Source organism: Micromonospora echinaurantiaca (assembly GCF_900090235.1).
Lineage (GTDB): Bacteria > Actinomycetota > Actinomycetes > Mycobacteriales > Micromonosporaceae > Micromonospora > Micromonospora echinaurantiaca.
Genome location: NZ_LT607750.1, coordinates 1198319 through 1220906, shown reverse-complemented (window position 1 = coordinate 1220906; position 22588 = coordinate 1198319). Strand labels below are relative to the sequence as shown.

18 protein-coding genes and 1 pseudogene are annotated in these 22588 nt (G+C 75.3%); 6 read left to right on the top strand and 13 right to left on the bottom strand.

Annotated features, from left to right (window positions below):
* Nucleotides 1-96: 96 nt before the first annotated feature.
* The 3 genes from GA0070609_RS05675 to gltB form a co-directional block, all read right to left on the bottom strand.
* Nucleotides 97-1617 carry an MFS transporter gene (locus GA0070609_RS05675; RefSeq protein ID WP_231928543.1) on the bottom strand — a complete coding sequence of 507 codons (1521 nt, stop codon included), beginning with the start codon at nt 1615-1617 and terminating at the stop codon, nt 97-99.
* 295 nt (nt 1618-1912) lie between these two features.
* Entirely contained in the window at nt 1913-3418 is a 1506-nt protein-coding gene (locus GA0070609_RS05670) for a glutamate synthase subunit beta (protein ID WP_088992819.1), read from the bottom strand.
* On the bottom strand, nt 3411-8129 hold the full coding sequence (gltB, locus tag GA0070609_RS05665) for a glutamate synthase large subunit (RefSeq protein WP_088992818.1): 4719 nt from the start codon (nt 8127-8129) through the stop codon (nt 3411-3413). The genes GA0070609_RS05670 and gltB overlap by 8 nt, the downstream gene beginning before the upstream one ends.
* A gap of 149 nt (nt 8130-8278) precedes the next feature.
* On the opposite strand from gltB, the gene GA0070609_RS05660 reads away from it, so the two are divergent.
* Entirely contained in the window at nt 8279-9124 is an 846-nt protein-coding gene (locus tag GA0070609_RS05660) for a GNAT family N-acetyltransferase (protein ID WP_088992817.1), read from the top strand.
* Between the two features lie 55 nt (nt 9125-9179).
* Here GA0070609_RS05660 and GA0070609_RS05655 read toward each other — a convergent pair whose 3' ends face one another.
* Together GA0070609_RS05655 and lgt are read right to left on the bottom strand one after the other, a co-directional pair.
* The gene (locus tag GA0070609_RS05655; protein WP_088992816.1) at nt 9180-10367 is read right to left on the bottom strand and encodes an FAD-dependent oxidoreductase; all 1188 of its coding nucleotides are present in this window, start codon (nt 10365-10367) and stop codon (nt 9180-9182) included.
* A gap of 10 nt (nt 10368-10377) precedes the next feature.
* Nucleotides 10378-11574, bottom strand: coding sequence for a prolipoprotein diacylglyceryl transferase (gene lgt, locus GA0070609_RS05650; protein ID WP_088992815.1), 1197 nt, complete (start codon nt 11572-11574; stop codon nt 10378-10380).
* A 101-nt stretch (nt 11575-11675) separates the two neighbouring features.
* Between lgt and GA0070609_RS05645 the strand changes: the two genes are divergently transcribed.
* The gene (locus tag GA0070609_RS05645; RefSeq protein WP_088992814.1) at nt 11676-12221 is read left to right on the top strand and encodes an NUDIX hydrolase; all 546 of its coding nucleotides are present in this window, start codon (nt 11676-11678) and stop codon (nt 12219-12221) included.
* Nucleotides 12222-12705: 484 nt separating this feature from the next.
* Here GA0070609_RS05645 and trpA read toward each other — a convergent pair whose 3' ends face one another.
* From trpA to trpC, 3 genes are read right to left on the bottom strand one after another with little or no spacing between them, the layout of a single operon-like run.
* Nucleotides 12706-13509 (bottom strand): tryptophan synthase subunit alpha, encoded by an 804-nt coding sequence (trpA, locus tag GA0070609_RS05640; protein ID WP_088992813.1) that lies wholly within the window; start codon nt 13507-13509, stop codon nt 12706-12708.
* Nucleotides 13510-13512: 3 nt separating this feature from the next.
* Nucleotides 13513-14748: a tryptophan synthase subunit beta gene (gene trpB / locus GA0070609_RS05635; protein ID WP_088992812.1), complete on the bottom strand. Its 1236-nt coding sequence runs from the start codon at nt 14746-14748 to the stop codon at nt 13513-13515.
* 38 nt (nt 14749-14786) lie between these two features.
* Nucleotides 14787-15590, bottom strand: coding sequence for an indole-3-glycerol phosphate synthase TrpC (trpC, locus tag GA0070609_RS05630; RefSeq protein ID WP_172899474.1), 804 nt, complete (start codon nt 15588-15590; stop codon nt 14787-14789).
* 450 nt (nt 15591-16040) lie between these two features.
* Here trpC and GA0070609_RS05625 point away from each other — a divergent pair, with 450 nt between their 5' ends.
* Entirely contained in the window at nt 16041-16298 is a 258-nt protein-coding gene (locus GA0070609_RS05625; protein ID WP_088992810.1) for a hypothetical protein, read from the top strand.
* On the opposite strand, the gene GA0070609_RS05620 is transcribed toward GA0070609_RS05625, so the two are convergent.
* The 5 genes and pseudogenes from GA0070609_RS05620 to GA0070609_RS05605 all read right to left on the bottom strand — a co-directional run bounded on the left by GA0070609_RS05620 (nt 16291) and on the right by GA0070609_RS05605 (nt 20255).
* The gene (locus GA0070609_RS05620) at nt 16291-16881 is read right to left on the bottom strand and encodes a Trp biosynthesis-associated membrane protein (RefSeq protein WP_088992809.1); all 591 of its coding nucleotides are present in this window, start codon (nt 16879-16881) and stop codon (nt 16291-16293) included. The genes GA0070609_RS05625 and GA0070609_RS05620 overlap by 8 nt on opposite strands.
* Before the next feature lie 56 nt (nt 16882-16937).
* Nucleotides 16938-18491 carry an anthranilate synthase component I gene (locus GA0070609_RS05615; RefSeq protein WP_088992808.1) on the bottom strand — a complete coding sequence of 518 codons (1554 nt, stop codon included), beginning with the start codon at nt 18489-18491 and terminating at the stop codon, nt 16938-16940.
* A complete protein-coding gene (hisI, locus tag GA0070609_RS34085; RefSeq protein ID WP_088997519.1) occupies nt 18488-18922 on the bottom strand; it encodes a phosphoribosyl-AMP cyclohydrolase in 435 nt (144 codons plus the stop codon). Before hisI ends, GA0070609_RS05615 begins: the two co-directional genes overlap by 4 nt.
* Nucleotides 18923-19105: 183 nt before the next feature.
* Nucleotides 19106-19699, bottom strand: a pseudogene (locus GA0070609_RS34080) (phosphoribosyl-AMP cyclohydrolase); the annotation flags it as partial.
* A gap of 160 nt (nt 19700-19859) precedes the next feature.
* On the bottom strand, nt 19860-20255 hold the full coding sequence (locus GA0070609_RS05605) for a MerR family transcriptional regulator (RefSeq protein WP_088992807.1): 396 nt from the start codon (nt 20253-20255) through the stop codon (nt 19860-19862).
* A 113-nt stretch (nt 20256-20368) separates the two neighbouring features.
* Between GA0070609_RS05605 and GA0070609_RS05600 the strand changes: the two genes are divergently transcribed.
* The 3 genes from GA0070609_RS05600 (at nt 20369) to GA0070609_RS05590 (ending at nt 22587) form a co-directional block, all read left to right on the top strand.
* Nucleotides 20369-21142 carry an ABC transporter ATP-binding protein gene (locus tag GA0070609_RS05600; RefSeq protein WP_088992806.1) on the top strand — a complete coding sequence of 258 codons (774 nt, stop codon included), beginning with the start codon at nt 20369-20371 and terminating at the stop codon, nt 21140-21142.
* Nucleotides 21139-21894: an ABC transporter permease gene (locus GA0070609_RS05595; RefSeq protein WP_088992805.1), complete on the top strand. Its 756-nt coding sequence runs from the start codon at nt 21139-21141 to the stop codon at nt 21892-21894. The genes GA0070609_RS05600 and GA0070609_RS05595 overlap by 4 nt, the downstream gene beginning before the upstream one ends.
* Before the next feature lie 96 nt (nt 21895-21990).
* Nucleotides 21991-22587 (top strand): TetR/AcrR family transcriptional regulator, encoded by a 597-nt coding sequence (locus tag GA0070609_RS05590; RefSeq protein WP_088992804.1) that lies wholly within the window; start codon nt 21991-21993, stop codon nt 22585-22587.
* Nucleotide 22588 lies beyond the last annotated feature (1 nt).

Here is a 22588-nt window from a genome sequence, read left to right as displayed (position 1 = left end):
CCACCACGTTGATCATGAGGTTGGCGGCGCGACAGGCCGACCCGACCGCCGCCAACCTCATGATCAAGGGCAGCCGGGGCGGGTCAGGGGTCGGGGTCAGGCGGTTTCGGGGGTGGAGCGGGCGCAGTCGACCGGCGGGCCGGCGGGGCGGGACGCGGCGGCCAGCCCGGGGCGGCGGCGGGCCCGGCGCGGCGCGGCGGCCGCGTACTCGTCGGCCGGCGGGCGCAGCCGGGCGCCCCTCGGCCGGGGCGGCGCCCAGCGGGCGGTGGGGACGCCGGCCACCGGCCGGACGGTCGCCATCGGCGCCGGCCGAGCCACCGTAGCGGCGGGCCGGACCACGCGGGCGGCGGTCGAGGCGGCCCGACGCACCCGCGGCGCGGCCAGCGCGCGGGTGATCCGCCCGCGCAGGCGGCGACCCCGCAGCCCGTCCAGTGCCACCCCGGCCACGGCGGTGGCCACCGCCGTGGCCACACCGGCCAGCACCAGCGTCTGCCGCGGGCCGGCGTGCTCGGAGAGCCAGCCGAGCAGCGGGGCGCCGACCGCGGCGGAGACCGAGCCGGTGACCGCCAGCGCGGCCAGCACCCGGCCGCGCATCGCGTAGTCGGTGTCGAGCTGGGCCCGGGTGCCGACGGTGGTGTCGATGATCACCGCGGCGGCGGCGATCGGCAGGATCACCGCGGCGAAGCCCAGGGTGTTCGGGGCCAGGCCGGCGCCGACCTGCAGCCCGCTGGCCAGCAGGCCCGCGCCGACCAGGACGCCGTAGCCCAGGTGCCGGCGGCGGGCCGCGACGAACGCGCCGAGCACCGTGCCCACCGCAAAGACAGTGGACAGCACGCCGTAGCCGGCCGCGCCAGCGCCCAGCGGCCCCTCGCTCATCGCCGCCATGGTCACCTGGTAGTTGCGGCCGAGGCTGCCGAGCACGAAGGACAGGGCCAGCGCGACCAGCACCACCGGCTGGCGCAGCAGGTAGCGGAAGCCGGCCCGGATGCCGCCGTCGGCGGGCTCCGCGTCGGCCGCCGGCCCGCCGGTGTGCAGCTCCCGCTCCCGTACGGCGAACAGCGCGGCCAGCACCGCGACGAAGCTGGCCGCGTTGATCGCGAAGAGCAGGGCCGGGCCGACGGCGGCGACCACCACGGCGCCGGCGCTCATGCCCAGGATGCGGCCGGCGGAGTGGGTGAGCGACCCGAGCGCCAGGGCGTTGCCCAGGCTCTCCCGGTCCACCAGGGTCGACGTCCAGCGGCCCATCACCGGCCCCTCGATCGCCGAGACGGCGCCGGTGGCCAGCGAGATCGCGTAGATCGCCGGCAGGCCGCCGGCGCCGGTGAGGGCCACCACCGCCAGCCCGGCGGCCAGCGCCGCGTGGGCGGCCTGCGCGGCGATCAGCAGCGGCTTGGCCCGCAGCCGGTCGGCCAGCGCCCCGCCCCAGACGCTGAGCAGCAGGGTGGGCAGGGCCTGGAGGAGGACGGCGAGGCCCATCGAGGTCGCCGACCGGGTTTCGGCGAGCACGTACCAGTTGACCCCGAGCACCTGCATCCAGGTGCCGACCACGGACACGAAACCCGCAGCGGCCCAGATCCGGTAGTTGCGGTGGCGCAGCGCTGCGAACGTGGCACCCACGGGCCACGACCTCCCCGTACGACGGCGACTGACGACGCCGACCCGCTCGGTGGTTCGGCGGTCGCCAAGTCTGGCGGCCGGTAAACCGATCCGCCCCTGTTCGTGAGGGGGTTCACCGGGCGCCGACGCAGACGGTTACAGGCTGGACGAAACCGGACAACCGTCCGGTCACCACCGCGTCCCCCGATCGGCCAGGCCACGGGGACGGACGGCGGATCAGGCGCCGAGGATCGTGGCCGGAAACGACCCCCGGTGAGGGGCTGCTTCCGGCCACGAATTCAGCGGCCGTGCCCGGTCAGCGGGCGGCCAACGGCTCGGTGGCGGGGTCCACCGGGGCGGGCAGGGTGCCGGGGGCGCCCAGGTGGGCGTGGATGGCGGCCGCGGCGGCACGGCCCTCGGCGATCGCCCAGACGATCAGCGAGGCGCCCCGGTGCATGTCGCCGGCGACGAAGACCCCGTCCACGCCGGTCTGCCAGTCCGGCCGGGCGTCCACCGCGCCGCGGGCGTTGCGGGTCACCCCCAGCTGCGCCAGCAGCGGCTGCTCCTCGGTGCCCTCGAAGCCGATCGCCAGCAGCACCAGGTCCGCCGGGAGTTCCCGCTCGGTGCCGGGCAGCGGGGTGACGATCCGCCGGCCGTCCCGCTTCTCCACGGTCACCTCGGCGATCCGGACCGCGCGCACCGCGCCGGTGCCGTCGTCGACGAACTCCTGCACCGCGACCGCGAAGACCCGCTCGCCGCCCTCCTCGTGGGCCGGGTAGCTGCGCAGGATCCACGGCCAGGTGGGCCACGGGTCGCGCGCCTCGTCCCGGGCCCGCGGCGGCTGCGGGTACAGGTCCAGCTGGTGTACGCCGGCGGCGCCCTGCCGGTGCGCCACGCCGAGGCAGTCGGCCGCGGTGTCGCCGCCGCCGATGATGACCACGTGCTTGCCGGCCGCGTCGATCGGCGTGCCGTCCGGCAGCACCGCGAGCGCCGGCCGGCCCGCGCCGGCGGCCGCGACCACCCGGTTCGCCGCCACCAGGTGTGCCATCGCCTGGTGCACGCCGCGCAGCTGCCGCCCCGGCGTCTCCGGGGTGTCCCGGCCCTGCAACGCGCCGCAGGCCAGCAGCACCGCGTCGTGCTCGGCGCGCAACTGCTCGGCGGTCACGTCGACGCCCACGTTCACCCCGGTGCGGAACCGCACCCCCTCGGCGGCGAGCTGGGCCAGCCGCCGGTCGATGTGCTCCTTCTCCAGCTTGAAGTCGGGGATGCCGTAGCGGAGCAGGCCGCCGAGCGCGTCGTCGCGCTCGTACACCGTCACCGCGTGACCGGCGCGGGCCAGCTGTTGGGCGGCGGCCAGCCCGGCCGGCCCGGAGCCGACCACGGCCACCGACCGCCCGGACGGCGCGGGCACCGGACGCGGCAGCAGCCCACCCGCGACGGCCGCGTCGGCGATCTCCACCTCGACCTGCTTGATGGTGACCGGCTCACCGCCGCCGATGCCGAGCACGCAGGCGGCCTCGCAGGGCGCCGGGCAGAGCCGGCCGGTGAACTCCGGGAAGTTGTTGGTGGCGTGCAGCGACTCCACCGCCGCGTCCCAGTTGCCGGTACGGACCAGGTCGTTCCAGTCCGGGATGCGGTTGCCCAGCGGGCAGCCGTCGTGGCAGAACGGGATGCCGCAGTCCATGCACCGGGTGGCCTGCTCGCGGATCAGCTCCTCGCCGGCCGGCGGGTAGACCTCCCGCCAGTCGCTGATCCGCACCGGCACCGGACGCCGGACCGGCAGCCGCCGGTTGTAGCGCAGGAAACCGTTCGGGTCAGGCACGAGCCACCTCCTGGGCCGCCGCCCGCGGGCCGGGCGTGGTCGGCATGGACGAATCGGACGGCGCCGCCGGCGCCGCCGAGGCGGCGGGCGCCGCCAGTGCGGTCATCACCGCGTCGTCGACGTCGCGGCCGGCGGCTTCGGCGGCCCGCATGATCTCCAGCACCCGGCGGTAGTCCCGGGGCACCACCGCGGTGAACTCCGCCACCGCCTCCGGCCAGCGCTTGAGCAGTTCCTCGGCGACCGCCGAGTCGGTCTCGGCGAAGTGCCGCTGCACCAGCTCGTGCAGCACGGCCTGCTCCTCCTCGGACAGCGGCGCCAGGTCGACCAGCTCGGTGTTGACCCGGCGCCGGTCGAGCTGCCACACGAAGGCGGTGCCGCCGGACATGCCGGCGGCGAAGTTGCGGCCGGTCGGACCGAGCACCACCACGGTGCCACCGGTCATGTACTCGCAGCCGTGGTCGCCGACGCCCTCGACGACGGCGACCGCGCCGGAGTTGCGCACCGCGAACCGCTCCCCCACCCGACCGCGCAGGAAGACCTCGCCGGCGGTGGCCCCGTACAGGATGGTGTTGCCGGCGATGATCTGGTCCTCGGCCCGCTCCCCCGGCCCGGCGTCGCCGTCGACGAACGGCGCGGCGGCGTCCGGCCGGACCACCAGCCGCCCGCCGGAGAGGCCCTTGCCGACGTAGTCGTTGGTGTCGCCGTGCAGCCGCAGGGTGACCCCGCGCGGCAGGAACGCGCCGAACGACTGCCCGGCGGTGCCGCGGAGGGTGAACTCGATGGTGTCGGCCGGGAGGCCGGCCCCGCCGTAGCGGCGGGTCACCTCGCCGCCGAGCATCGCGCCGACGCTGCGGTGCTCGTTGCGCACCGCCACCTCGACCCGTACCGGGGTGCCGTCGGCCAGGGCCGGCTCGGCCAGCGCGATCAGCTCGTTGTCCAGGGCCAGCTCCAGGCCGTGGTCCTGGGCGCGGACGCCCCGGCGGGCGGCGCCGGCCGGCAGCTCCGGCAGGTACAGCACGGGGGTGAGGTCGAGGCCGGTGGCCTTCCAGTGCTCGATCGCCGGGGTGACGTCGAGGAGTTCGGCGTGCCCGATCGCCTCCTCGATCGACCGGAAGCCCAGCTCGGCCAGGTAGCCGCGGACCTCCTCGGCGAGGAAGAGGAAGAAGTTCTCCACGAACTCCGGCTTGCCGGTGAAGCGTTCCCGCAGCACCGGGTTCTGGGTGGCGATGCCGACCGGACAGGTGTCCAGGTGACAGACCCGCATCATCACGCAGCCCTCGACGATCAGCGGCGCGGTGGCGAAGCCGAACTCCTCGGCGCCGAGCAGCGCCGCGACCAGCACGTCCCGGCCGGTCTTGAGCTGGCCGTCGACCTGCACGGTGACCCGGTCGCGCAGCTTGTTGAGCAGCAGCGTCTGCTGCGCCTCGGCCAGCCCCAGCTCCCAGGGGGTGCCGGCGTGCTTGAGCGAGTTCAGCGGGGACGCGCCGGTGCCGCCGTCGTGCCCGGAGATCAGGATGACGTCGGCCTTGAGCTTGGCCACGCCGGCCGCCACCGTGCCCACGCCGACCTCGCTGACCAGCTTGACGTGCACCCGGGCGGCCGGGTTGACGCACTTCAGGTCGTGCACCAGCTGGGCGAGGTCCTCGATGGAGTAGATGTCGTGGTGCGGCGGCGGGGAGATCAGGCCGACGCCCGGGGTGGCGTGCCGGGTACGCGCGATCCACGGCCAGACCTTGTTGCCGGGCAGCTGCCCGCCCTCGCCGGGCTTGGCGCCCTGGGCCATCTTGATCTGGATGTCGTCGGCGTTGACCAGGTATTCGCTGGTCACCCCGAACCGGCCGCTGGCGATCTGCTTCACCGCCGAGCGGCGGGCCGGGTCGTGCAGCCGCTCGACGTCCTCGCCGCCCTCGCCGGTGTTGGACTTGCCGCCGAGCCGGTTCATCGCGATCGCGAGGGTCTCGTGCGCCTCGGCGGAGATCGAGCCGTACGACATGGCGCCGGTGGCGAACCGCTTGACGATCTCGGTGGCCGGCTCGACCTCCTCGATCGGCACCGCCGGCCGCACCCCGGTACGCAGGGTGAACAACCCGCGCAGCGAACCCGCCCGGGCGGCCAGCTCGTCGACCTTGGCGGTGTACTTCCGGAAGACGTCGTACTGCCGGCTGCGGGTGGCGTGCTGGAGCAGGAAGACCGTCTCCGGGTTGAACAGGTGCAGCTCGCCCTCGCGGCGCCACTGGTACTCGCCGCCGACCTCCAGCCGGTCGGTGGCGGCGGCGCCCGGCGCCGGCCAGGCCCGGGCGTGCCGGGCGGCGACCTCGGCGTGGATGCCGTCCAGCCCGATCCCACCGATCTTGCTCGGGGTGCCCCGGAAGTAGCGCTCGACCAGCCGGGTGTCCAGCCCGACCGCCTCGAAGACCTGCGCCCCGCAGTACGAGGACACCGTCGAGATGCCCATCTTGGACATGATCTTCAGGACGCCCTTGCCGAGCGCCTTGACGTAGTTGCGCACCGCCGTGCCCGGTTCCACCCCGGCCAGGGCGCCAGTGGAGATCATGTCCTCCACCGACTCGAAGGCCAGGTACGGATTGACCGCCGCCGCGCCGTACCCGATCAGCACCGCCGCGTGGTGCACCTCGCGGCAGTCGCCGGACTCGACGATCAGCGCCACCTGGGTGCGGGTCTGCTCGCGGACCAGGTGCTGGTGCACCGCCGCGGTGAGCAACAGCGACGGGATCGGCGCCAGGTCGGCGTTGGAGTCCCGGTCGGAGAGCACCAGGATCCGCACGCCGTCCTCGATCGCCTCGGAGACGTGCCGGCAGATCTCGGTCAGCCGGGCCTTGATTCCCTTGGCGCCCTCCCGGATCCGGTACAGCCCGGAGACCCGGACCGCCTTGAAGCCGGGCAGGTCGCCGTCCTCGTCGATGGAGAGGATTTTGGCCAGCTCGTCGTTGTCGATCACCGGGTAGGGCAGCACGATCTGCCGGCAGCTGGCCGGGCCCGGGTCGAGCAGGTTGCCCTCCGGGCCGATGGTGGAGGCCAGGCTGGTCACCAGCTCCTCCCGGATGGCGTCCAGCGGCGGGTTGGTGACCTGGGCGAAGAGCTGGTGAAAGTAGTCGTACAGCAGCCGCGGCCGGGTGGACAGCGGGGAGATCGGGGTGTCGGTGCCCATCGAGCCGATCGGCTCCGCGCCGGCCCGGGCCATCGGCGCGAGCAGGATCTTCAGCTCCTCCTCCGTGTAGCCGAAGGTCTGCTGGCGGCGGCGGACCGAGTCGTGGGTGTAGACGATGTGCTCACGGGCCGGCAGGTCGGTCAGCTCGATCAGGCCGGCGTGCAGCCACTCGCCGTACGGCCGCTCGGCGGCCAGCTCGGCCTTGATCTCGTCGTCCTGCACGATCCGGCCGGCGGCGGTGTCGACCAGGAACATCCGCCCCGGCTGCAGCCGCCCCTTGGCCACCACCCGGGCCGGGTCGAGGTCGAGCACACCCGCCTCGCTGCCGAGCACCACCAGCCCGTCGTCGGTACGCCACCAGCGCCCCGGGCGCAGCCCGTTGCGGTCCAGCACCGCGCCGACGATCTCGCCGTCGGTGAAGGCGACCGAAGCCGGCCCGTCCCACGGCTCCATCAGGCTGGCGTGGAAGCGGTAGAACTCCCGCTTGTCGGCCCGCATGTCCGGGTCGTTCTCCCAGGCTTCCGGGATCATCATCAGCACCGCGTGCGGCAGGCTGCGCCCGGCCAGGTGCAGCAGCTCCAGCACCTCGTCGAAGTTGGCTGAGTCGGAGGCGGCCGGGGTGCAGACCGGGAAGATCCGCCGGATGTTGCCCGGCAGGTTCGGGGTACGCAGCAGCGCCTCCCGGGCCTGCATCCAGTTCCGGTTGCCGCGGATGGTGTTGATCTCGCCGTTGTGCGCGATGAAGCGGTACGGGTGCGCCAGCGGCCAGGACGGGAAGGTGTTGGTGGAGAACCGCGAGTGCACCAGCGCGATCGCGCTGTCCACCCGCTCGTCGGTCAGCTCCGGGTAGAACGCCGGCAGCTGGTCGGGGGTGAGCATGCCCTTGAAGACCATGGTCCGCGCGGACAGCGACGGGAAGTACGCCGGCACGCCCCGCTCGGCGGACTCCCGCTCGGCCTGCTTGCGTACGCAGAAGGCGACCCGGTCCAGCTCGATGTCGCGCAGCGGCGTACCGGCCGGACCGGCGGGCGAGTCGGTGAGCCGGTGCGCGGCGAGGAAGAGCTGCCGGATCCGGGGCATCGCGGCGAGCGCGGTCTCGCCCAGGCCGGCCGGGTCGACCGGCACCTCCCGCCAGCCGAGCAGCTCGGCCCCCTCGACCAGGGCGTACTTCTCCACCACCCGGCGGGCGCGCGCCTCGGCGGCGTCGTCGTCGGGGAGGAAGACCAGGCCGGTGGCGTACTCGCCGGCCGGTGGCAGCGGGAAGTCCACCACCGCGCGCAGGAACGCGTCCGGCACCTGGATCATGATGCCCGCGCCATCGCCGGTATTCGGCTCCGCGCCCCGGGCGCCCCGATGGTCCAGCCGGCAGAGCGCGGCGAGGCCGTTGGCGACCACCGCGTGGGAGCGCCGTCCGTGCAGGTCGGCCACGAAGGCCACGCCGCAGGCGTCGTGCTCCTGGGCAGGGTCGTAGAGCCCGGCCGCGGGAACACCGGGGCCGTGCGGCGCGGCCGGCTGGGGGCGATGAGGGTACGGAAAAGCCACCGGGCCTCCTGTCGTCGCTCAGGGATGGTTCACGGGATCGGGACGACGTCGGCCCTTGTGGGTTTATTGAGTCTACGTTAGGGCGCGGTGCGCAAGGCCAGTGCGGATTGATCACACCGTCCAGAGTCTGGGACGTGTAGTCTCGCGCGGTGGATCCCGCGCACAAAGCCCTGTTCGACCGGTTGGAACACTTCTACGACGCGGTGCCCCGGGACGCGGCCCGAGCCGAGGAACACGGCGGCCTGGTGCTCTTCGTCCGGGAGGGCACCGGCTGGCCGTTCTACGCCCGGCCCCGGCTCGACGCCGACGCGGCCCCCTCGCTGGCCGACGTCGCCCAGGTCCGCCAGCGCCAGCGCGAACTGGGCCTGCCGGAGGCCTTCGAGTGGGTGCACGAGACCACCCCCGACCTGCTCGCGGTGGCCCGCTCGGCGGGGCTGTCGGTGCTGGAGGCGCCGCTGATGGTGCTCGACCCCGCCGCGCTGCCCGACCCGGCGACGCTGGCCGACGTACCGGTGCGGGTGCTCGGCCCCGACGCGCCCGACCTCGCCGCCGACGTGGCCGCCGGGCGGGCCGTCGCCGCGGTCGGCTTCTCCTTTCCCGGCACCGGCCGGGGCGACGCCGGCCCGGGCCAGCGGGACGCCGCGATGACCGGGCTGGACGTGGCCGCGCTGGACGATGAGCGGGTCCGGATCGCCGACGGCCGACGGCTCACCGTGCTGGCCGGCACGCCCGAGGAGGGCCCGCTGGCCAGCGGGATGGCGATGCGGGTCGGCGACGTCGCCGAGATCGCCGGGGTGGCCACCCTGCCGGCCGCCCGCCGCCGGGGCCTGGGCGCCGCGGTGACCGCCACCCTGGCCCGCGAACTGCTGGCCGCCGGCACCGACCTGGTCTTCCTCTCCGCCGGCAGCGAGGACATCGCCCGGGTCTACCTGCGGGTCGGCTTCCGCCGGATCGGCACCGCCTGCATCGCCGAGCCGGCCCCCGTACTGCCCTGACCGCGGGTCAGCTCGGCGGTCGCCAGGCGGGCCGCGGGGGCGGGCCGATCTCCGTTCAGCTCGGCGGTCGCCAGGCGGCCGCGGTGGTCGCGGCGGTGGAGAGCAGCCGGGGGCTGATCGTGCCGAGGGCCGCGTCCCGGGCCCGCAGGGCGAGCCGGCCGCGGGTGCGCAGCACCGCCGACATCCGGCGGGCCTGCCGGACCACCGACGCCGCCCGGGGCCGGCGCGTCCGGTCGTACGCGGCCAGCGCGTCGGGCAGCCGGGACTCGCGCAGCAGCGTGGCGAGGGTGGCGGCGTCCTCGAAGGCGAGGCAGGCGCCCTGGCCGAGGTGCGGCGGCATGGCGTGCGCGGCGTCGCCGAGCAGCACCACTCCGCCCGGGCCGGACGGGTAGGCGTACGCCCGGGGCAGTGGCCGCAGTTCGCGGATCTCCTGCTGCACCAGGTCCGCCGGGTCGGTGGCGTCGAGCAGCTCGGTGACCGGGGACGGCCAGCCGGCGTACCAGCGACGCAGCAGGGCCAGCTGGGTCTCCGGCGGCTCCGGGCGGGGCGCGCCGGCCGCGGTGGCCACCCAGTAGATGCCGCCCCGGCTGGAGCCGCCCGACGAGCCGCGCTCGCCCAGCGAGGCGGAGACGAACCGGTACCCGGCGCCGAGGGTCTCGCCGCCCACCGGCACCTCGTCGCGCAGCTGGGGCGCCCGGTACCAGGGGATCACCGCCCGCCAGGCGGCGCAGCCGGAGCTGACCACGCCGGCCTCCGGGGCGAGCTGGCGGCGCAGCTCACTGTCGGTGCCGTCGGCGGCGACCACCAGGTCGGCCTCCAGCGTGTGCCGGCCGTCGCCGACCGCGGGGCGGGCGCCGGCGCCGGTGCGTATCGTCCGCACGGTCACCCCGGTGCGCAGCTCCACCCCGTCGCCCAGCCCGGCGATCAGCGCGTCGTGCAGGTCCTCCCGGTGCACCACCACCGGCATCCGGTCGGCCGGGGTGGGCCGGGGTTGCACCAGCCAGTGCCCGTCCGGGCGACGGATGCCGCCGTCGGGCACCGGTGTGGCGATCGCCTCCAGGCCGGCGCCGAGGCCGAGGGCGCGCAGCGCGCGCACGCCGTTGGGCCAGAGCACCACGGCCGTCGGCTCCGGGCGGATCCGGTCGGCCCGCTCCAGCAGGGTGACCTGCCAACCGGACCGGGCCAGCGCACCGGCGACCGCGAGGCCGCCGATCCCGGCGCCGACCACCACCGCGCTACGCATGGTTCTCCGCTCAGCTGTCGCCGTCGGCGGGGCGGGAGCCGGCCGCGCCGGCCCGCTCGTCCCGCACCGTCGTCTCCCCGGACTCCGCGTCCTCGGTCCCGGTGTCGCTCCCGGCAGCCTCGTCGCCGTCCGCGGAGCGGTCGGCCGACCCGGTCGCGTCGGTCTGCTCGGCCGGCGCGGCGTCCGGCTCGGCGGGCAGCTCGCCGGTCTCCCGCCAGCGGCGGTACTGCTCCTCGCTGACCACCCGGTAGCCCTCCGGCGCGGCCGGCTGCGCGCCGGCCTCGGTGGCGGAGAGGTCGACCTGCGAGACGTCGGACTCCGGCGGGGTCGGCGCCGCCGCCGCCCCGACCGGGACGAGGTACTCCCGGGGGCCGCGGACGCGCAGGAAGTAGACCAGGGCGCCGAGGAACACCAGCGCGGCGGTCCACACGTTGAGCCGGACGCCGAGGATGGTGTTGGCCTCGTCGGTGCGCATCAGCTCGATCCAGAACCGGCCGGCGGTGTAGCCCATCACGTACAGCGCGAACGCCCGGCCCCGGCCCAGTCGCAGCTTGCGGTCGACCACGAGGACCAGCACCGCGACGCCGACGTTCCAGAGCAGCTCGTAGGCGAAGGTCGGGTGGTAGAGGCCCGGCTCGAGGATGGGCCGGTCGGCGTCGTCGCGCAGCGCGTGCCCGGGGTTGTCCGGGTCCATCCGGTGGATCTCCAGGCCCCATGGCAGGGTGGTCCGCCCGCCGTAGAGCTCGTTGTTGAACCAGTTGCCGAGCCGGCCCACCGCCTGCGCCAGCGGCAGGCCGGGCGCGAGCGCGTCGGCCACCACGGCGAACGGGATGCCGAGCTGGCGGGCGGCGATCCAGGCGCCGATCGCGCCGCCGGCCACCGCGCCCCAGATGCCGAGACCACCCTCCCAGATGGCGAACGCCTTCATCGGGTCGCCACCGGTGCCGAAGTACTTCTCCGGCGAGGTGATCACGTGGTAGATCCGCGCGCCGATGATGCCGGCCGGCACGGCCCAGACCGCGATGTCGAGCACCGCGCCCGGGGCGACGCCACGCCGGCGCAGCCGGTACTCGGTGACCACGCAGGCCACCACGATGCCGAGGATGATGCACAGCGCGTACGCCCGGAGCGGAACCGGGCCGAGCTGCCAGACGGCGGTGCTGGGACTGGGCAGGGCCGCCTGGGGGGACAGCGAGGCGAGATTCACGGGTGCACACGCTACCGCTGCGGACCCCTTCGGCGGCACCCCGGGCGGGCCGGGCGGCGTCGCAGTGACTTCTGGTTTGCACCGACGTAGGCTCTTTGTCCATGAGCGCGCTCACCTGGGCGGTGGCCGCGATCGTCACCGACGGGGCCGGTCGGGTGCTGCTGTGCCGGCAGGGCCGGGGCGAACGCCGGTACGCGCTGCCCGGCGGCCGGCTGCGCCGGCCGGAGAGCCCGGTGCCGGCGGTGCTGCGCGACATCCGGGCCGAGACCGGCTGGGAGATCGAGATCGTCGACCTGGTCGGGCTCTACCACGTCGCCGAGCCGGCGGCCGGCCCGACGCCGGCCGGGCGGGCCGGTCCGCTGCCCGACGTGCTGGTGCACGTCTTCCGGGCCCGGGCGCTCGGCGACCGGGCGGCGGGCGAGCCGGTGGGCGGCTGCCGGCTCTCCTGGCACGACCCCGCCGACCTGCCCACCGCGCTGACCCCGACCACCCGGCTGGCGCTCGCCGACGCGCTGGCCGGCCGCTCCGGCGTGCTGGCCGACTGCGCCACTCCGCCCGGGCCGGCACCCGGGCAACGGTCGGGGCAGCCGGCGGACCGCCGGGCCGAGGACGGCCGCTCCGGCGCCGACGCGCTCGCCCGGCACTGACCGCACCGCCGGGCACCGGCCCGGCACTGACCGCACCGCCGGCGGCCTCTCCCACCCGACGGCGGCCACCACCGGCACCGATCCGCATCGCCAGCGACGAACCGACCCCCGACCCCCGACACCGAGGCACCGCCAGCGGGTCCGCACCGGCCCGGCGAACCGCTGTCGCTCCGCCACCACTTCCACCCTGGACCGACCGAACCACCCCGTCCCGACCAGCTTCACCCCACCGCCGTGACGGTCCCGCGCCGAGGCGACCTATCACTGAATGGCTGATACCTGAGAGTCATCATGATGACTCTCAGGTATCAGCCATTCGCGTGACTTGGCCCGGCACCGCGACACGCCGCGGGGCCGCGAATCCGGATCACGGCCGCCGCCAGGGCGGGGCCGGCGCCACAGCGGGGGCCGGCCGGCGGACGGAGCGCCGCGGCCGGCGGCCTGGATCTGGCACTGCTGGGGCGGCCGCTGGCAGGGGCGGCGGTCAGCGGGCGGGGTTGCGGACGCCCTCGGCGAGTTCGGCGCTGAGCGTACGGAGCGCGGCCAGGCCGCTGTCGAGGTCCGGCGCGTCGAGCAGGCAGCGGATCAGCGCGCTGCCCACGATCACGCCGTCGGCGTACCCGGCGACCGCGCCGGCCTGCGCACCGGTGCCGACGCCGAGGCCGACGCCGACCGGCAGGTCGCTGACCGCACGGACCCGGGAGACCAGCACCGGCGCCGCCTGTGAGGTCTGCGCCCGGGCGCCGGTCACGCCCATGATCGCGGTGGCGTAGACGAAGCCGCGGCAGTGCTCGACGGTCATTGCCAGCCGGGCCTCGGTGGAGGACGGGGCGACCAGGAAGGTGCGGTCCAGCCCGTACGCGTCCGAGGCAGCCAGCCACTCGTCGGCCTCGTCCGGGATCAGGTCAGGGGTGATCAGCCCGGTGCCGCCGGCCGCGGCGAGGTCCCGGGCGAAGGCGTCGACGCCGTACCGCTCGATCGGGTTCCAGTAGGTCATGGTGACCACTGGGGCGCCGGTGCCCGCGACCGCCTCGATGATGCGCAGCGTGTCGGCCGTGCGTACGCCGCCGGCCAGCGCGATGTCGCTGGCCTTCTGGATCACCGGACCGTCCATCACCGGGTCCGAGTACGGGATCTCCACCTCGATCACGTCGACCCCGGCCTCGATCATCGCGGTCATCGCCGCGATGCTGCCCTCGACGCTCGGGAACCCGGCCGGCATGCAGCCGACCAACAGGGCCCGCCCGTCGGCGCGCGCCTTGTCGAACGCCACCCCGATCCGGCTCATCAGTCACTCCTTGTCGAGGACGCCGAAGTAGTTGCCGGCGGTGTGCACGTCCTTGTCGCCCCGCCCGGAGAGGTTGACCACGATGGTGGGCTCGCGGCCCAGGTCGGCGGCGAGCTTGGGGGCGATCTTCAGGGTGCCGGCCAGCGCGTGCGAGCTCTCGATCGCCGGGATGATGCCCTCGGTACGGCAGAGCAGCTCGAACGCGGCCATCGCCTCGTCGTCGGTGACCGGGGCGTAGGTGGCCCGCCCGGTGTCGTGCAGCCAGGCGTGCTCGGGCCCGACGCCCGGGTAGTCCAGGCCGGCGGAGATCGAGTGCGACTCGCAGGTCTGCCCGTCGGCGTCCTGGAGCACGTAGGTGCGGGTGCCGTGCAGCACGCCGGTGGAGCCGCCGGTGATGCTGGCCGCGTGCCGGCCGGTCGCGACCCCGTCGCCGCCGGCCTCGAAGCCGTACAGCCGCACGTCCGGGTCGCCGACGAAGGCGTGGAAGATGCCCAGCGCGTTGGAGCCGCCGCCGACGCAGGCGGTGACCGCGTCCGGCAGCGCGCCGGTGAGGTCGAGGCACTGCTGCCGGGCCTCGTCGCCGATGCCCCGGACGAAGTCGCGGACCAGCGCCGGGAACGGGTGCGGGCCGGCCGCCGTGCCGATCAGGTAGTGCGTCTCGTCGACGTTGGCCACCCAGTCGCGCATCGCCTCGTTCATCGCGTCCTTGAGGGTCCGCGAGCCGGTGGTGACCGGTACGACGGTGGCGCCGAGCATCCGCATCCGGGCCACGTTCAGCGCCTGCCGCTCGGTGTCGACCTGGCCCATGTAGACCACGCACTCCAGGTCGAACAGGGCGGCGGCGGTGGCCGCGGCCACCCCGTGCTGGCCGGCGCCGGTCTCGGCGATCACCCGGGTCTTGCCCATCCGCTTGGTGAGCAGCGCCTGGCCGAGCACGTTGCGCACCTTGTGCGCGCCGGTGTGGTTGAGGTCCTCACGCTTCAGCAGCACCCGCGCGCCGGCCTTGGCGGAGAACCGCCGGGCGGCGTAGAGCAGCGACGGGGTTCCGGCGTAGTCGCGCAGCAGCGCGGCGAACTCGGCCCGGAACGACTCGTCGGCCATCGCCGTACGGTGCGCGGCGTCCAACTCGTCCAGCGCCGCGACCAGCGCCTCCGGTACGAACCGGCCGCCGAAGCGGCCGAAGTGGCCCGCCGCGTCGGGGAACGGACCGGTCTCGGCGGCCAGGGCGTCGGCGCTCATGGGGATCGTCCTCTCCGTGCTGGCGGCCGGTGCGCCGATCAGCGCACCGGGCGGGGCGTGGCCGGGTGGTTGCCGGCGTTGACCAGTTCGGCCACCGCCTCCCGAGGGCTCTTCTGGGTGACCAGGCCCTCGCCGACCAGGACCGCGTCGGCGCCGGCCGAGGCGTACCGGATGAGGTCGTGCGGACCGCGCACGCCGGACTCGGCGATCTTGACGACGCTGCTGGGCAGGCCGGGCGCGATCCGCTCGAACACCGAGCGGTCGACCTCCAGGGTACGCAGGTCACGGGCGTTGACGCCGATCACCTGCGCGCCCGCCTCCAGGGCCCGGTCGGCCTCCTCCTCGTCGTGCACCTCGACCAGCGCGGTCATCCCGAGCGACTCGATCCGCTCCAGCAGGCCGACCAGGGCGTTCTGCTCCAGGGCCGCGACGATCAGCAGGACCAGGTCGGCGCCGTGCGCGCGGGCCTCGTGCACCTGGTAGCTGGAGACCACGAAGTCCTTGCGCAGCACCGGGACTCCCACCGCGGCGCGGACCGCGGCGAGGTCGTCCAGCGAGCCGCCGAACCAGCGCCCCTCGGTGAGCACGCTGATCGCCCGGGCGCCACCGGCGGCGTACTCGCCGGCCAGGTCGGCCGGGTCGGCGATCTCGGCCAGCTTCCCCTTGGACGGGGAGGAGCGCTTGACTTCGGCGATCACCGCGACACCGGGCCGGCGCAGGGCCGCGTACGCGTCCAGCGGCGGCGGCGCGGCGGCGGCCAGCTCGCGGATGCGCTCCAGCGGCACCTGCTCCTGTCGCCGGGCGACGTCCTCGCGCACGCCGGCCAGGATCTCGTCGAGCACGCTTGCGGACGCCGCCGGACCGGCCTCGTCCCCCTCCGCGTGCGCATGCTCAGCAGTCACCAACGGACTCCCCTCTCCGGGTGTCATGGGCCGATGCTAGGGGGCGCCATCCGGGGCCGGGAGGTGGGGGTATGGCGCGGCTCACGGAACGGCCTGCGGCATAATGGCCGACTTCGGTGAAGGCCAGATCACGTAGCGCCACCGTTGGCATCGACGATCGCCCATACGCCATTGGACCACGGGATCCCGCCCGGGCGCACCCGCCGCGGCGGCGCCGGGCGGCTGTGACGAAGCTCAAGGACGAACGGCCCTGTGCAGGTGGCGGGCCCGGACAGAGAGTTGACGCGTAGGTCACCACCGCGAAACGTGAGCCGGCCAGCATGTTCGTCGGGCAGACTCGACGATGCGCCTGCCCACCCCGTTCGCCGACGATCCTCGCGCGGAGAGATCATGAGTACTGCCGGGCCCCACCAGAGCATCGGACTGACCACCATTTCCCGTACCGTCGCGTCGCTCGCCGTCGGGGTGGTGCACACCCTGGAGCGGGCCGTGGTCGGCGAGGCGCGGATGCGCACCGCGCGGGGCAACGCCTGGGAGGCCGTCTGCGCCGACCGGGCCCGGGCCGACCAGCGGGCCGAGCTGAACCGCCTGGTGGCGGAGCTGGCGGCCGCCCGGGCCGCCGCCCGCGACCGCCAGCCGGTCAGCTGACCGTCGGGTCCTCGCCCCGGTCCAGCGCGTCCCACGCCTCGGTGGTGCGCCGCCCGGTGACCGGCCCGGCCCCGGCGGCGGGCGCGGCCGGCGTGGCCGTCTTCCGGGCCGGCCGTTCGTAGCGGGCGCCCATCGCCGGCCACCGCTCGCCGCGCAGCGCGGTGAGCATTCCGCCGGCCGCGGCGAGCAGCCCGCCGAGCAGGCAGAGCGCCGGCCAGTGCCGGCTCACCTCGCCCGGGAACGACGCGGACAGTCCGTAGCCGCCGCCGGCCGTCACGGCGAGCCCGAGCACGGCCAGCAGCCCGCCGAGCAGCCGCCGCAGCCGGCCCCGGGTGGCCAGCACCGCGCCGCCGCCGGCCAGCCCGACCAGGGCCAACGCCGGCAGCCACGGCAGCAGACCCGCGCCGGTGTGCGCGTCGCGCACCGGGGGCAGCGGCGCCGGCCGGGCGGCCAGCTCCACCGACCAGGTGCGGGTCGCGGCCCACAGCGCCAGGCCCGCGCCGGCCAGGCAGAGCAGCACCGCGTACGTCAGCTCGCGCCGCCCCGCGACCGGCCGGCCGGCCGCCTCGATCTCCCCGCTCACCGGGCCGGCCTGTCGTTCGCCACCGTGGGGCCCGGGCTGCGCTGCACCGCTCGCGCTCACCGGGCCGGCCTCAGGGTCTCGGCGGCGGCGATCGCGGCGAGCACGGCGGCCGCCTTGTTCCGGGTCTCCTGGTCCTCCGCGGCCGGGTCGGAGTCGGCCACCACCCCCGCGCCGGCCTGCACGTACGCCCGGCCGGCGCGGATCAGCGCGGTGCGGATGGCGATCGCCATGTCGAGGTCGCCGCCGAAGCCGAAGTACCCGACCGTGCCGCCGTACAGGCCCCGCCGGACCGGCTCCAGCTCCTCGATGATCTCCATGGCCCGCACCTTGGGCGCCCCGGAGAGGGTGCCGGCCGGGAAGGTCGCGGCCAGCGCGTCGAACGCGGTGCGGTCGGCGCGCAGCGTGCCCACCACTGTCGAGACGATGTGCATGACGTGGCTGTAGCGCTCGATGGTGGCGAACTCGGGCACCTCGACGGTGCCCGCGCGGCACACCCGGCCCAGGTCGTTGCGGCCCAGGTCGACCAGCATCACGTGCTCGGCCCGCTCCTTCGGGTCGGCGAGCAGCTCGGCGGCGAGCCGGGCGTCGGCGGCCGGGGTGGCGCCGCGCGGCCGGGTGCCGGCGATCGGGTGCAGCAGCGCCCGCCGCTCCCCGCCGGCCTCGACGGTCACCTTCAGGTGCGCCTCCGGCGACGAGCCGACGATGTCGAAGTCGTCGAAGCGCAGCAGGTACATGTACGGGCTGGGATTGGTGGTGCGCAGCACCCGGTAGACGTCGAGCGGGTCGGCGTGGGTCTCCCGCTCGAACCGCTGCGCCAGCACGATCTGGAAGCACTCGCCGGCCCGGATCGCCTCCTTGGCCGCCTCCACCGCCTTCGGGTAGCCGCCGTCGGGCGTACGGCTGCGCACCTCGCCGGCCGGCGGACGCTCCACCGTCGAGATCATCGGCGGGATGGGTCGGGACAGCGCGGTGGTCATCGCGTCGAGCCGGCCCACCGCGTGGTGGTACGCGGCGACCACCTGCGCGTCCCGGTCCGGCGCGTCCGGCGGCGGCAGGATCGCGTTGGCGACCAGGATCGCGGAACCCTCGTAGTGGTCGAGCACCACCAGGTCGGTGGCGAGCATCATGCCCAGCTCGGGCAGGTTCAGGTCGTCCTCGGTCAGCTCGGGCAGCCGCTCGAAGCGCCGGACCAGGTCGTAGCCGAGGTAGCCGACCATGCCGCCGGTCAGCGGCGGCATGCCGGCGGCCGGCTCGGTGGCCGGGCCGGCGAGCGCCTCGACGGTGGCGCGCAGCACCTGCACCGGGTCGCCGGTGGTGGGTAACCCGGCCGGCGGCTGGCCCAGCCAGGTCGCCCGGCCGTCCCGCTCGACCAGGGTGGCGCTGCTGCGTACGCCGATGAACGAGTAGCGCGACCAGGCCAGCCCGGCGGAGCCGACGCCCTGCTCGGCGGACTCCAGCAGGAAGGTGCCCGGGCCGCCGGCGAGCTTGCGGTAGACCCCGACCGGGGTCTCCGCGTCGGCCAGCAGCCGGCGGGTGACCGGAACGACCCGGCGGTCGGCGGCGAGCGCGGTGAAGGTGGCCGCGTCCGGGCTCACCCGGCCGTCGGTCACGACCGGTCCCCCGCCGCGTCGACCGGCAGCTCGGTGAAGAAGCAGCTGCGGTGCCCGGTGTGGCAGGCGGCGCCCACCTGCTCGACGCTGACCAGCAGCGCGTCCCCGTCGCAGTCCAGGGCGACCGAGCGGACGTACTGGTGGTGCCCGGAGGTGGCGCCCTTGACCCAGTACTCGCGCCGGCTGCGCGACCAGTAGGTGGCCCGGCCGGTGGTCAGCGTGCGGTGCAACGCCTCGTCGTCCATCCAGGCGACCATCAGCACCTCGCCGGTGTCGTGCGCGCGGACCACGGCGGCGACCAGGCCGTCCGGGGTACGGCGCAGCCGGGCCGCGATGGCCGGGTCGAGCCGGGACGGGCGGGCCGGGCCGCCGTCCGCCGGCCCGCTCGGGCGGGGGTGGGCGCCGGTCACCGGCGCGTCAGGTACGGACACAGTGACCCATTGTCCCGCACGCGGCGCGGGCACCGGCGACGACTCCCGCCGGGGGCGTGGCGGCCGGCCGGCGGGCCGGGTCAGCTGGGCGACGTAGCGGTCCAGCCGGCCGTCGACCAGCGCCTCGGCCAGGTCCGTCCCGGCCACCTCGGCGATCTCCGCGGCGTACCGGCGGACCAGCGGCAGGACGCCGGTGACCAGGCGGACCGCGGCCGCGCCGAGCTGGCCGGTGGAGCCCGGGCGCAGCCCCAGGCAGAGCAGCATGTCGTCGCGGTAGCCCGGGGGTGCCACCGGCAGGGCGAGCGCGGCGGCGAAGGCCGCCCGGCGGGAGACCACCCGGACCGAGGCGTTGGCCAGCCGGAGCACCGACGGGCAGAGCCGGGCCAGGTCGGCGGCGGCCAGCCGGACGCCGAGGTGATCGCCGGCGTCCCGCGCCGCGGCGACCTTGCCGAGGGTGGCGACCAGCTCCTCCAGTTGCGGCTCGCCGGCCGGCTGGCAGAGCACCGGCAGGTCGATCCGGGGCCGCCAGTGCGGGTCGGCCCAGAGCAGCCGGGCGGGGGCGGCGACCGGCAGCCCGAACGCCCAGTCGGCCGGTTCGCCGAGCCGGGTGACCCAGGACCGGACGTCCCGCGCGGCCACCGAGACGTGGGTCAGCCGGCCGCCGTGTTCGGCCAGGTAGGCCCGGCGGGCGGCGTACGGGGCGCCGCCGAGCAGCACGTCGACGTCGACGTCGCTGTGTGCGGTGGCGGCCCGCCGGGCGTGGCTGCCGCGCAGCATGATGCCGACGACGGGCCGCTCGGCCGCCGCCCGCAGCCGGGCGGTCCAGTCCGCGAGGAACCCACTGTCCGGTGACGGAGGGTAGTCCACCGGATCATCGTGCCGTACGCCCCGATCGAGGGGCAATGCCCGATGACGGACCCGGTGTCCGGTCCGGGGCCTATGACCCTTCGCAGCGTCCCTCCGCCCGCCGGTACGCATCGATCTTGTGGTCGAGGACCCTCAGGTCCTCCGTCAGGTCGGCCATCCGCGCCAGCACCCGGGCGCGGTGCGCCTCGAACAGCGCCCGCCGGGCGCCGAGCGTGCCGTCGCCCTGGCGGGCCAGGTCGGCGTAGCGGCGCATGTCCCGCACCGGCATCCCGGTCCGCCGCAGCCGGGTGAGCAGGAACAGCCAGTCGACGTCACCGGCGGTGTACCGGCGCCGCCCGGCCGAGTCCCGCCCGACCGGGGCCACCAGCCCCTCCTGCTCGTACCAGCGCAGTGTGTAGGTGGTGAGGCCGACCCGCTCGGCCGCCTCGCCAACGGTGAGCGTGCTCTCCCGGGTGCTGATGTCCACGGCTCCAGGCTTCCAGTTCGAGCGCACTCGAAGTCAAGCCCCCCGTTGCGCGGCCGGGCGTATCTCATCTAGCGTTGAGTTCATCAGGTGTTGAGTTTTTGGGGAGGTGTGCGATGGACGACGCGATCGCCGTCCGCGACCTGGTCGTCGACCGGGGCGGACGGCGGGTGCTGCACGGGATCAGCGCCACGGTGCCGCGCGGCGCGGTCACCGGGCTGCTCGGTCCGAGCGGCAGCGGCAAGACCACGCTGATGCGCGCGGTGGTCGGGGTGCAGGTGGTCACCGCCGGCACGGTCACCGTGCTGGGCCGGCCCGCCGGCTCGGCCGAGCTGCGCCGCCGGGTCGGCTACCTGACCCAGGCGCCGAGCGTCTACGCCGACCTCACCGTGCGGGAGAACGCGCGCTACTTCGCCGCGCTGCACGGGCGTGGCCGGGCCGACGCCGACCGGGCGGTGGCCGACGTCGGGCTCGCCGACGCCGCCACCCAGCTGGTCGGCACCCTCTCCGGCGGCCAGCGCAGCCGGGCGTCGCTGGCCTGCGCCCTGGTCGGCGACCCGGAGCTGGTCATCCTCGACGAGCCGACCGTCGGGCAGGACCCGGTGCTGCGGGCCGACCTCTGGGCCCGGTTCCACGAGCTGGCGGCGAACGGGACGGCCCTGTTGGTGTCCAGCCACGTGATGGACGAGGCGGCCCGCTGCGACCGGCTGCTGCTCATCCGGGAGGGGCGGCTGATCGCCGACGACACCCCGGACGCCATCCGGGCCGCCGCCGGGGTGGCCGACCTCGACGAGGCGTTCCTACGGCTGATCAGGGCGTCCGAGACGGCCGGTGCCGCGCCGGCCGGCATCGGCGGTACGGCCGGCGCCGCCGGAGGGGAGACGTCGTGAACCCGAGGATCCTGGCGGTCACCACCGGCCGCATCCTGCGCCAGCTGCGCCACGACCGGCGTACCGTGGCCCTGCTGCTGGTGGTGCCGGCCCTGCTACTCACCCTGGTCTACTACATGTACGCCGACCAGCCCGCCCCGCCCGGCCAGCCGTCCGCCTTCGACCGGATCGCGCTGATCATGCTCGGCTTCTTTCCGTTCATCGTGATGTTCCTGGTGACCAGCATCGCGATGCTCCGCGAGCGCACCACCGGCACGCTGGAACGCCTGCTCACCACGCCGCTGGCCAAGGCAGACCTGCTCTTCGGCTACGGCATCGCCTTCGGGCTGGCCGGCGCGGTGCAGGCCACCGTCGCCTCGGCCGTGGCGTACTGGCTGTTCGACCTGGACACCGCCGGCGGCAGCGGGCTGGTCATCATGATCGCCGCGTTGAACGCGGTGCTCGCGGTGGCGCTGGGCCTGTTCTGCAGCGCCTTCGCCCGCACCGAGTTCCAGGCCGTACAGTTCATGCCGGTCGTGGTCGCCCCTCAGCTGCTGCTCTGCGGGCTCTTCGTGCCCCGGGGCGAGATGGCCGGCTGGTTGCAGGCGGTCAGCGACGTGCTGCCGCTGTCGTACGCCGTCGAGGCGTTGCAGGAGGTCGGCGCGAACGCCGAGCCGACCGGCACCATGTGGCGGGACGTCGCGGTGGTCGGCGGGGCGGCGGTGCTGGCCCTGGTGCTGGCCGCGGCCACCCTGCGGCGACGCAGCGGCTGATCCGGTACCGTCCCCGCCCCGGCGGCGGGCCGGGACGGGAACACCCGGCCAGCCGGCGGGCCGGGACGACCTGACGAGTACGGACGAAGGGCGGCGATGGCACGGCGGACCGGCCGACGACCAGGCAAGCCGGGCACCCGGGAAGCGATCCTCGACGCGGCGCGCGCCGCATTCGCCGAGCGGGGCTTCGACGGGGCCTCCATCCGGGCCATCGCCGCCACGGCCGGGGTCGACCCGGCCCTGGTGCACCACTACTTCGGCAGCAAGGACCAGCTCTTCCTGGCCGCCATGAACGCGCCCGTCAACCCGGGCGAGCTGATCCCACGGATCGTCGCCGGCGACCGCGACGGTCTCGGCGAGCGGCTGGTGCGCCTCTTCCTCAGCGTCTGGGACTCCCCGGCCGGCACGGCCGGCGTGGCGCTGCTGCGCTCGGCGATGAGCAACGAGTGGACCGCCAGGCTGCTGCGCGAGTTCCTGGTCACCCAGGTGCTCCGCCGGGTGCTCGACCACCTCGACGTGGACCCGGCCGAGCTGCCGCTGCGCGGCTCGCTGGTGGCCAGCCAGCTGATCGGGCTGGCCGTGATGCGGCACGTGGTGCGGCTGGAACCGGTCGCCTCCGCTCCGGCGGAGACCCTGGTCGCCGCCGTGGCCCCCACCGTGCAGCGCTACCTCACCGGCGACCTCCCGACCTAAC

Coding starts and splice junctions, on each gene's coding strand:
- GA0070609_RS05655 (WP_088992816.1), bottom strand. CDS start 10,367: ATGCGTAGCGCGGTGGTGGTCGGCGCCGGGATCGGCGGCCTCGCGGTC.
- GA0070609_RS05645 (WP_088992814.1), top strand. CDS start 11,676: ATGAGCGCGCTCACCTGGGCGGTGGCCGCGATCGTCACCGACGGGGCC.
- trpA (WP_088992813.1), bottom strand. CDS start 13,509: ATGAGCCGGATCGGGGTGGCGTTCGACAAGGCGCGCGCCGACGGGCGG.
- trpB (WP_088992812.1), bottom strand. CDS start 14,748: ATGAGCGCCGACGCCCTGGCCGCCGAGACCGGTCCGTTCCCCGACGCG.
- GA0070609_RS05625 (WP_088992810.1), top strand. CDS start 16,041: ATGAGTACTGCCGGGCCCCACCAGAGCATCGGACTGACCACCATTTCC.
- GA0070609_RS05600 (WP_088992806.1), top strand. CDS start 20,369: ATGGACGACGCGATCGCCGTCCGCGACCTGGTCGTCGACCGGGGCGGA.
- GA0070609_RS05590 (WP_088992804.1), top strand. CDS start 21,991: ATGGCACGGCGGACCGGCCGACGACCAGGCAAGCCGGGCACCCGGGAA.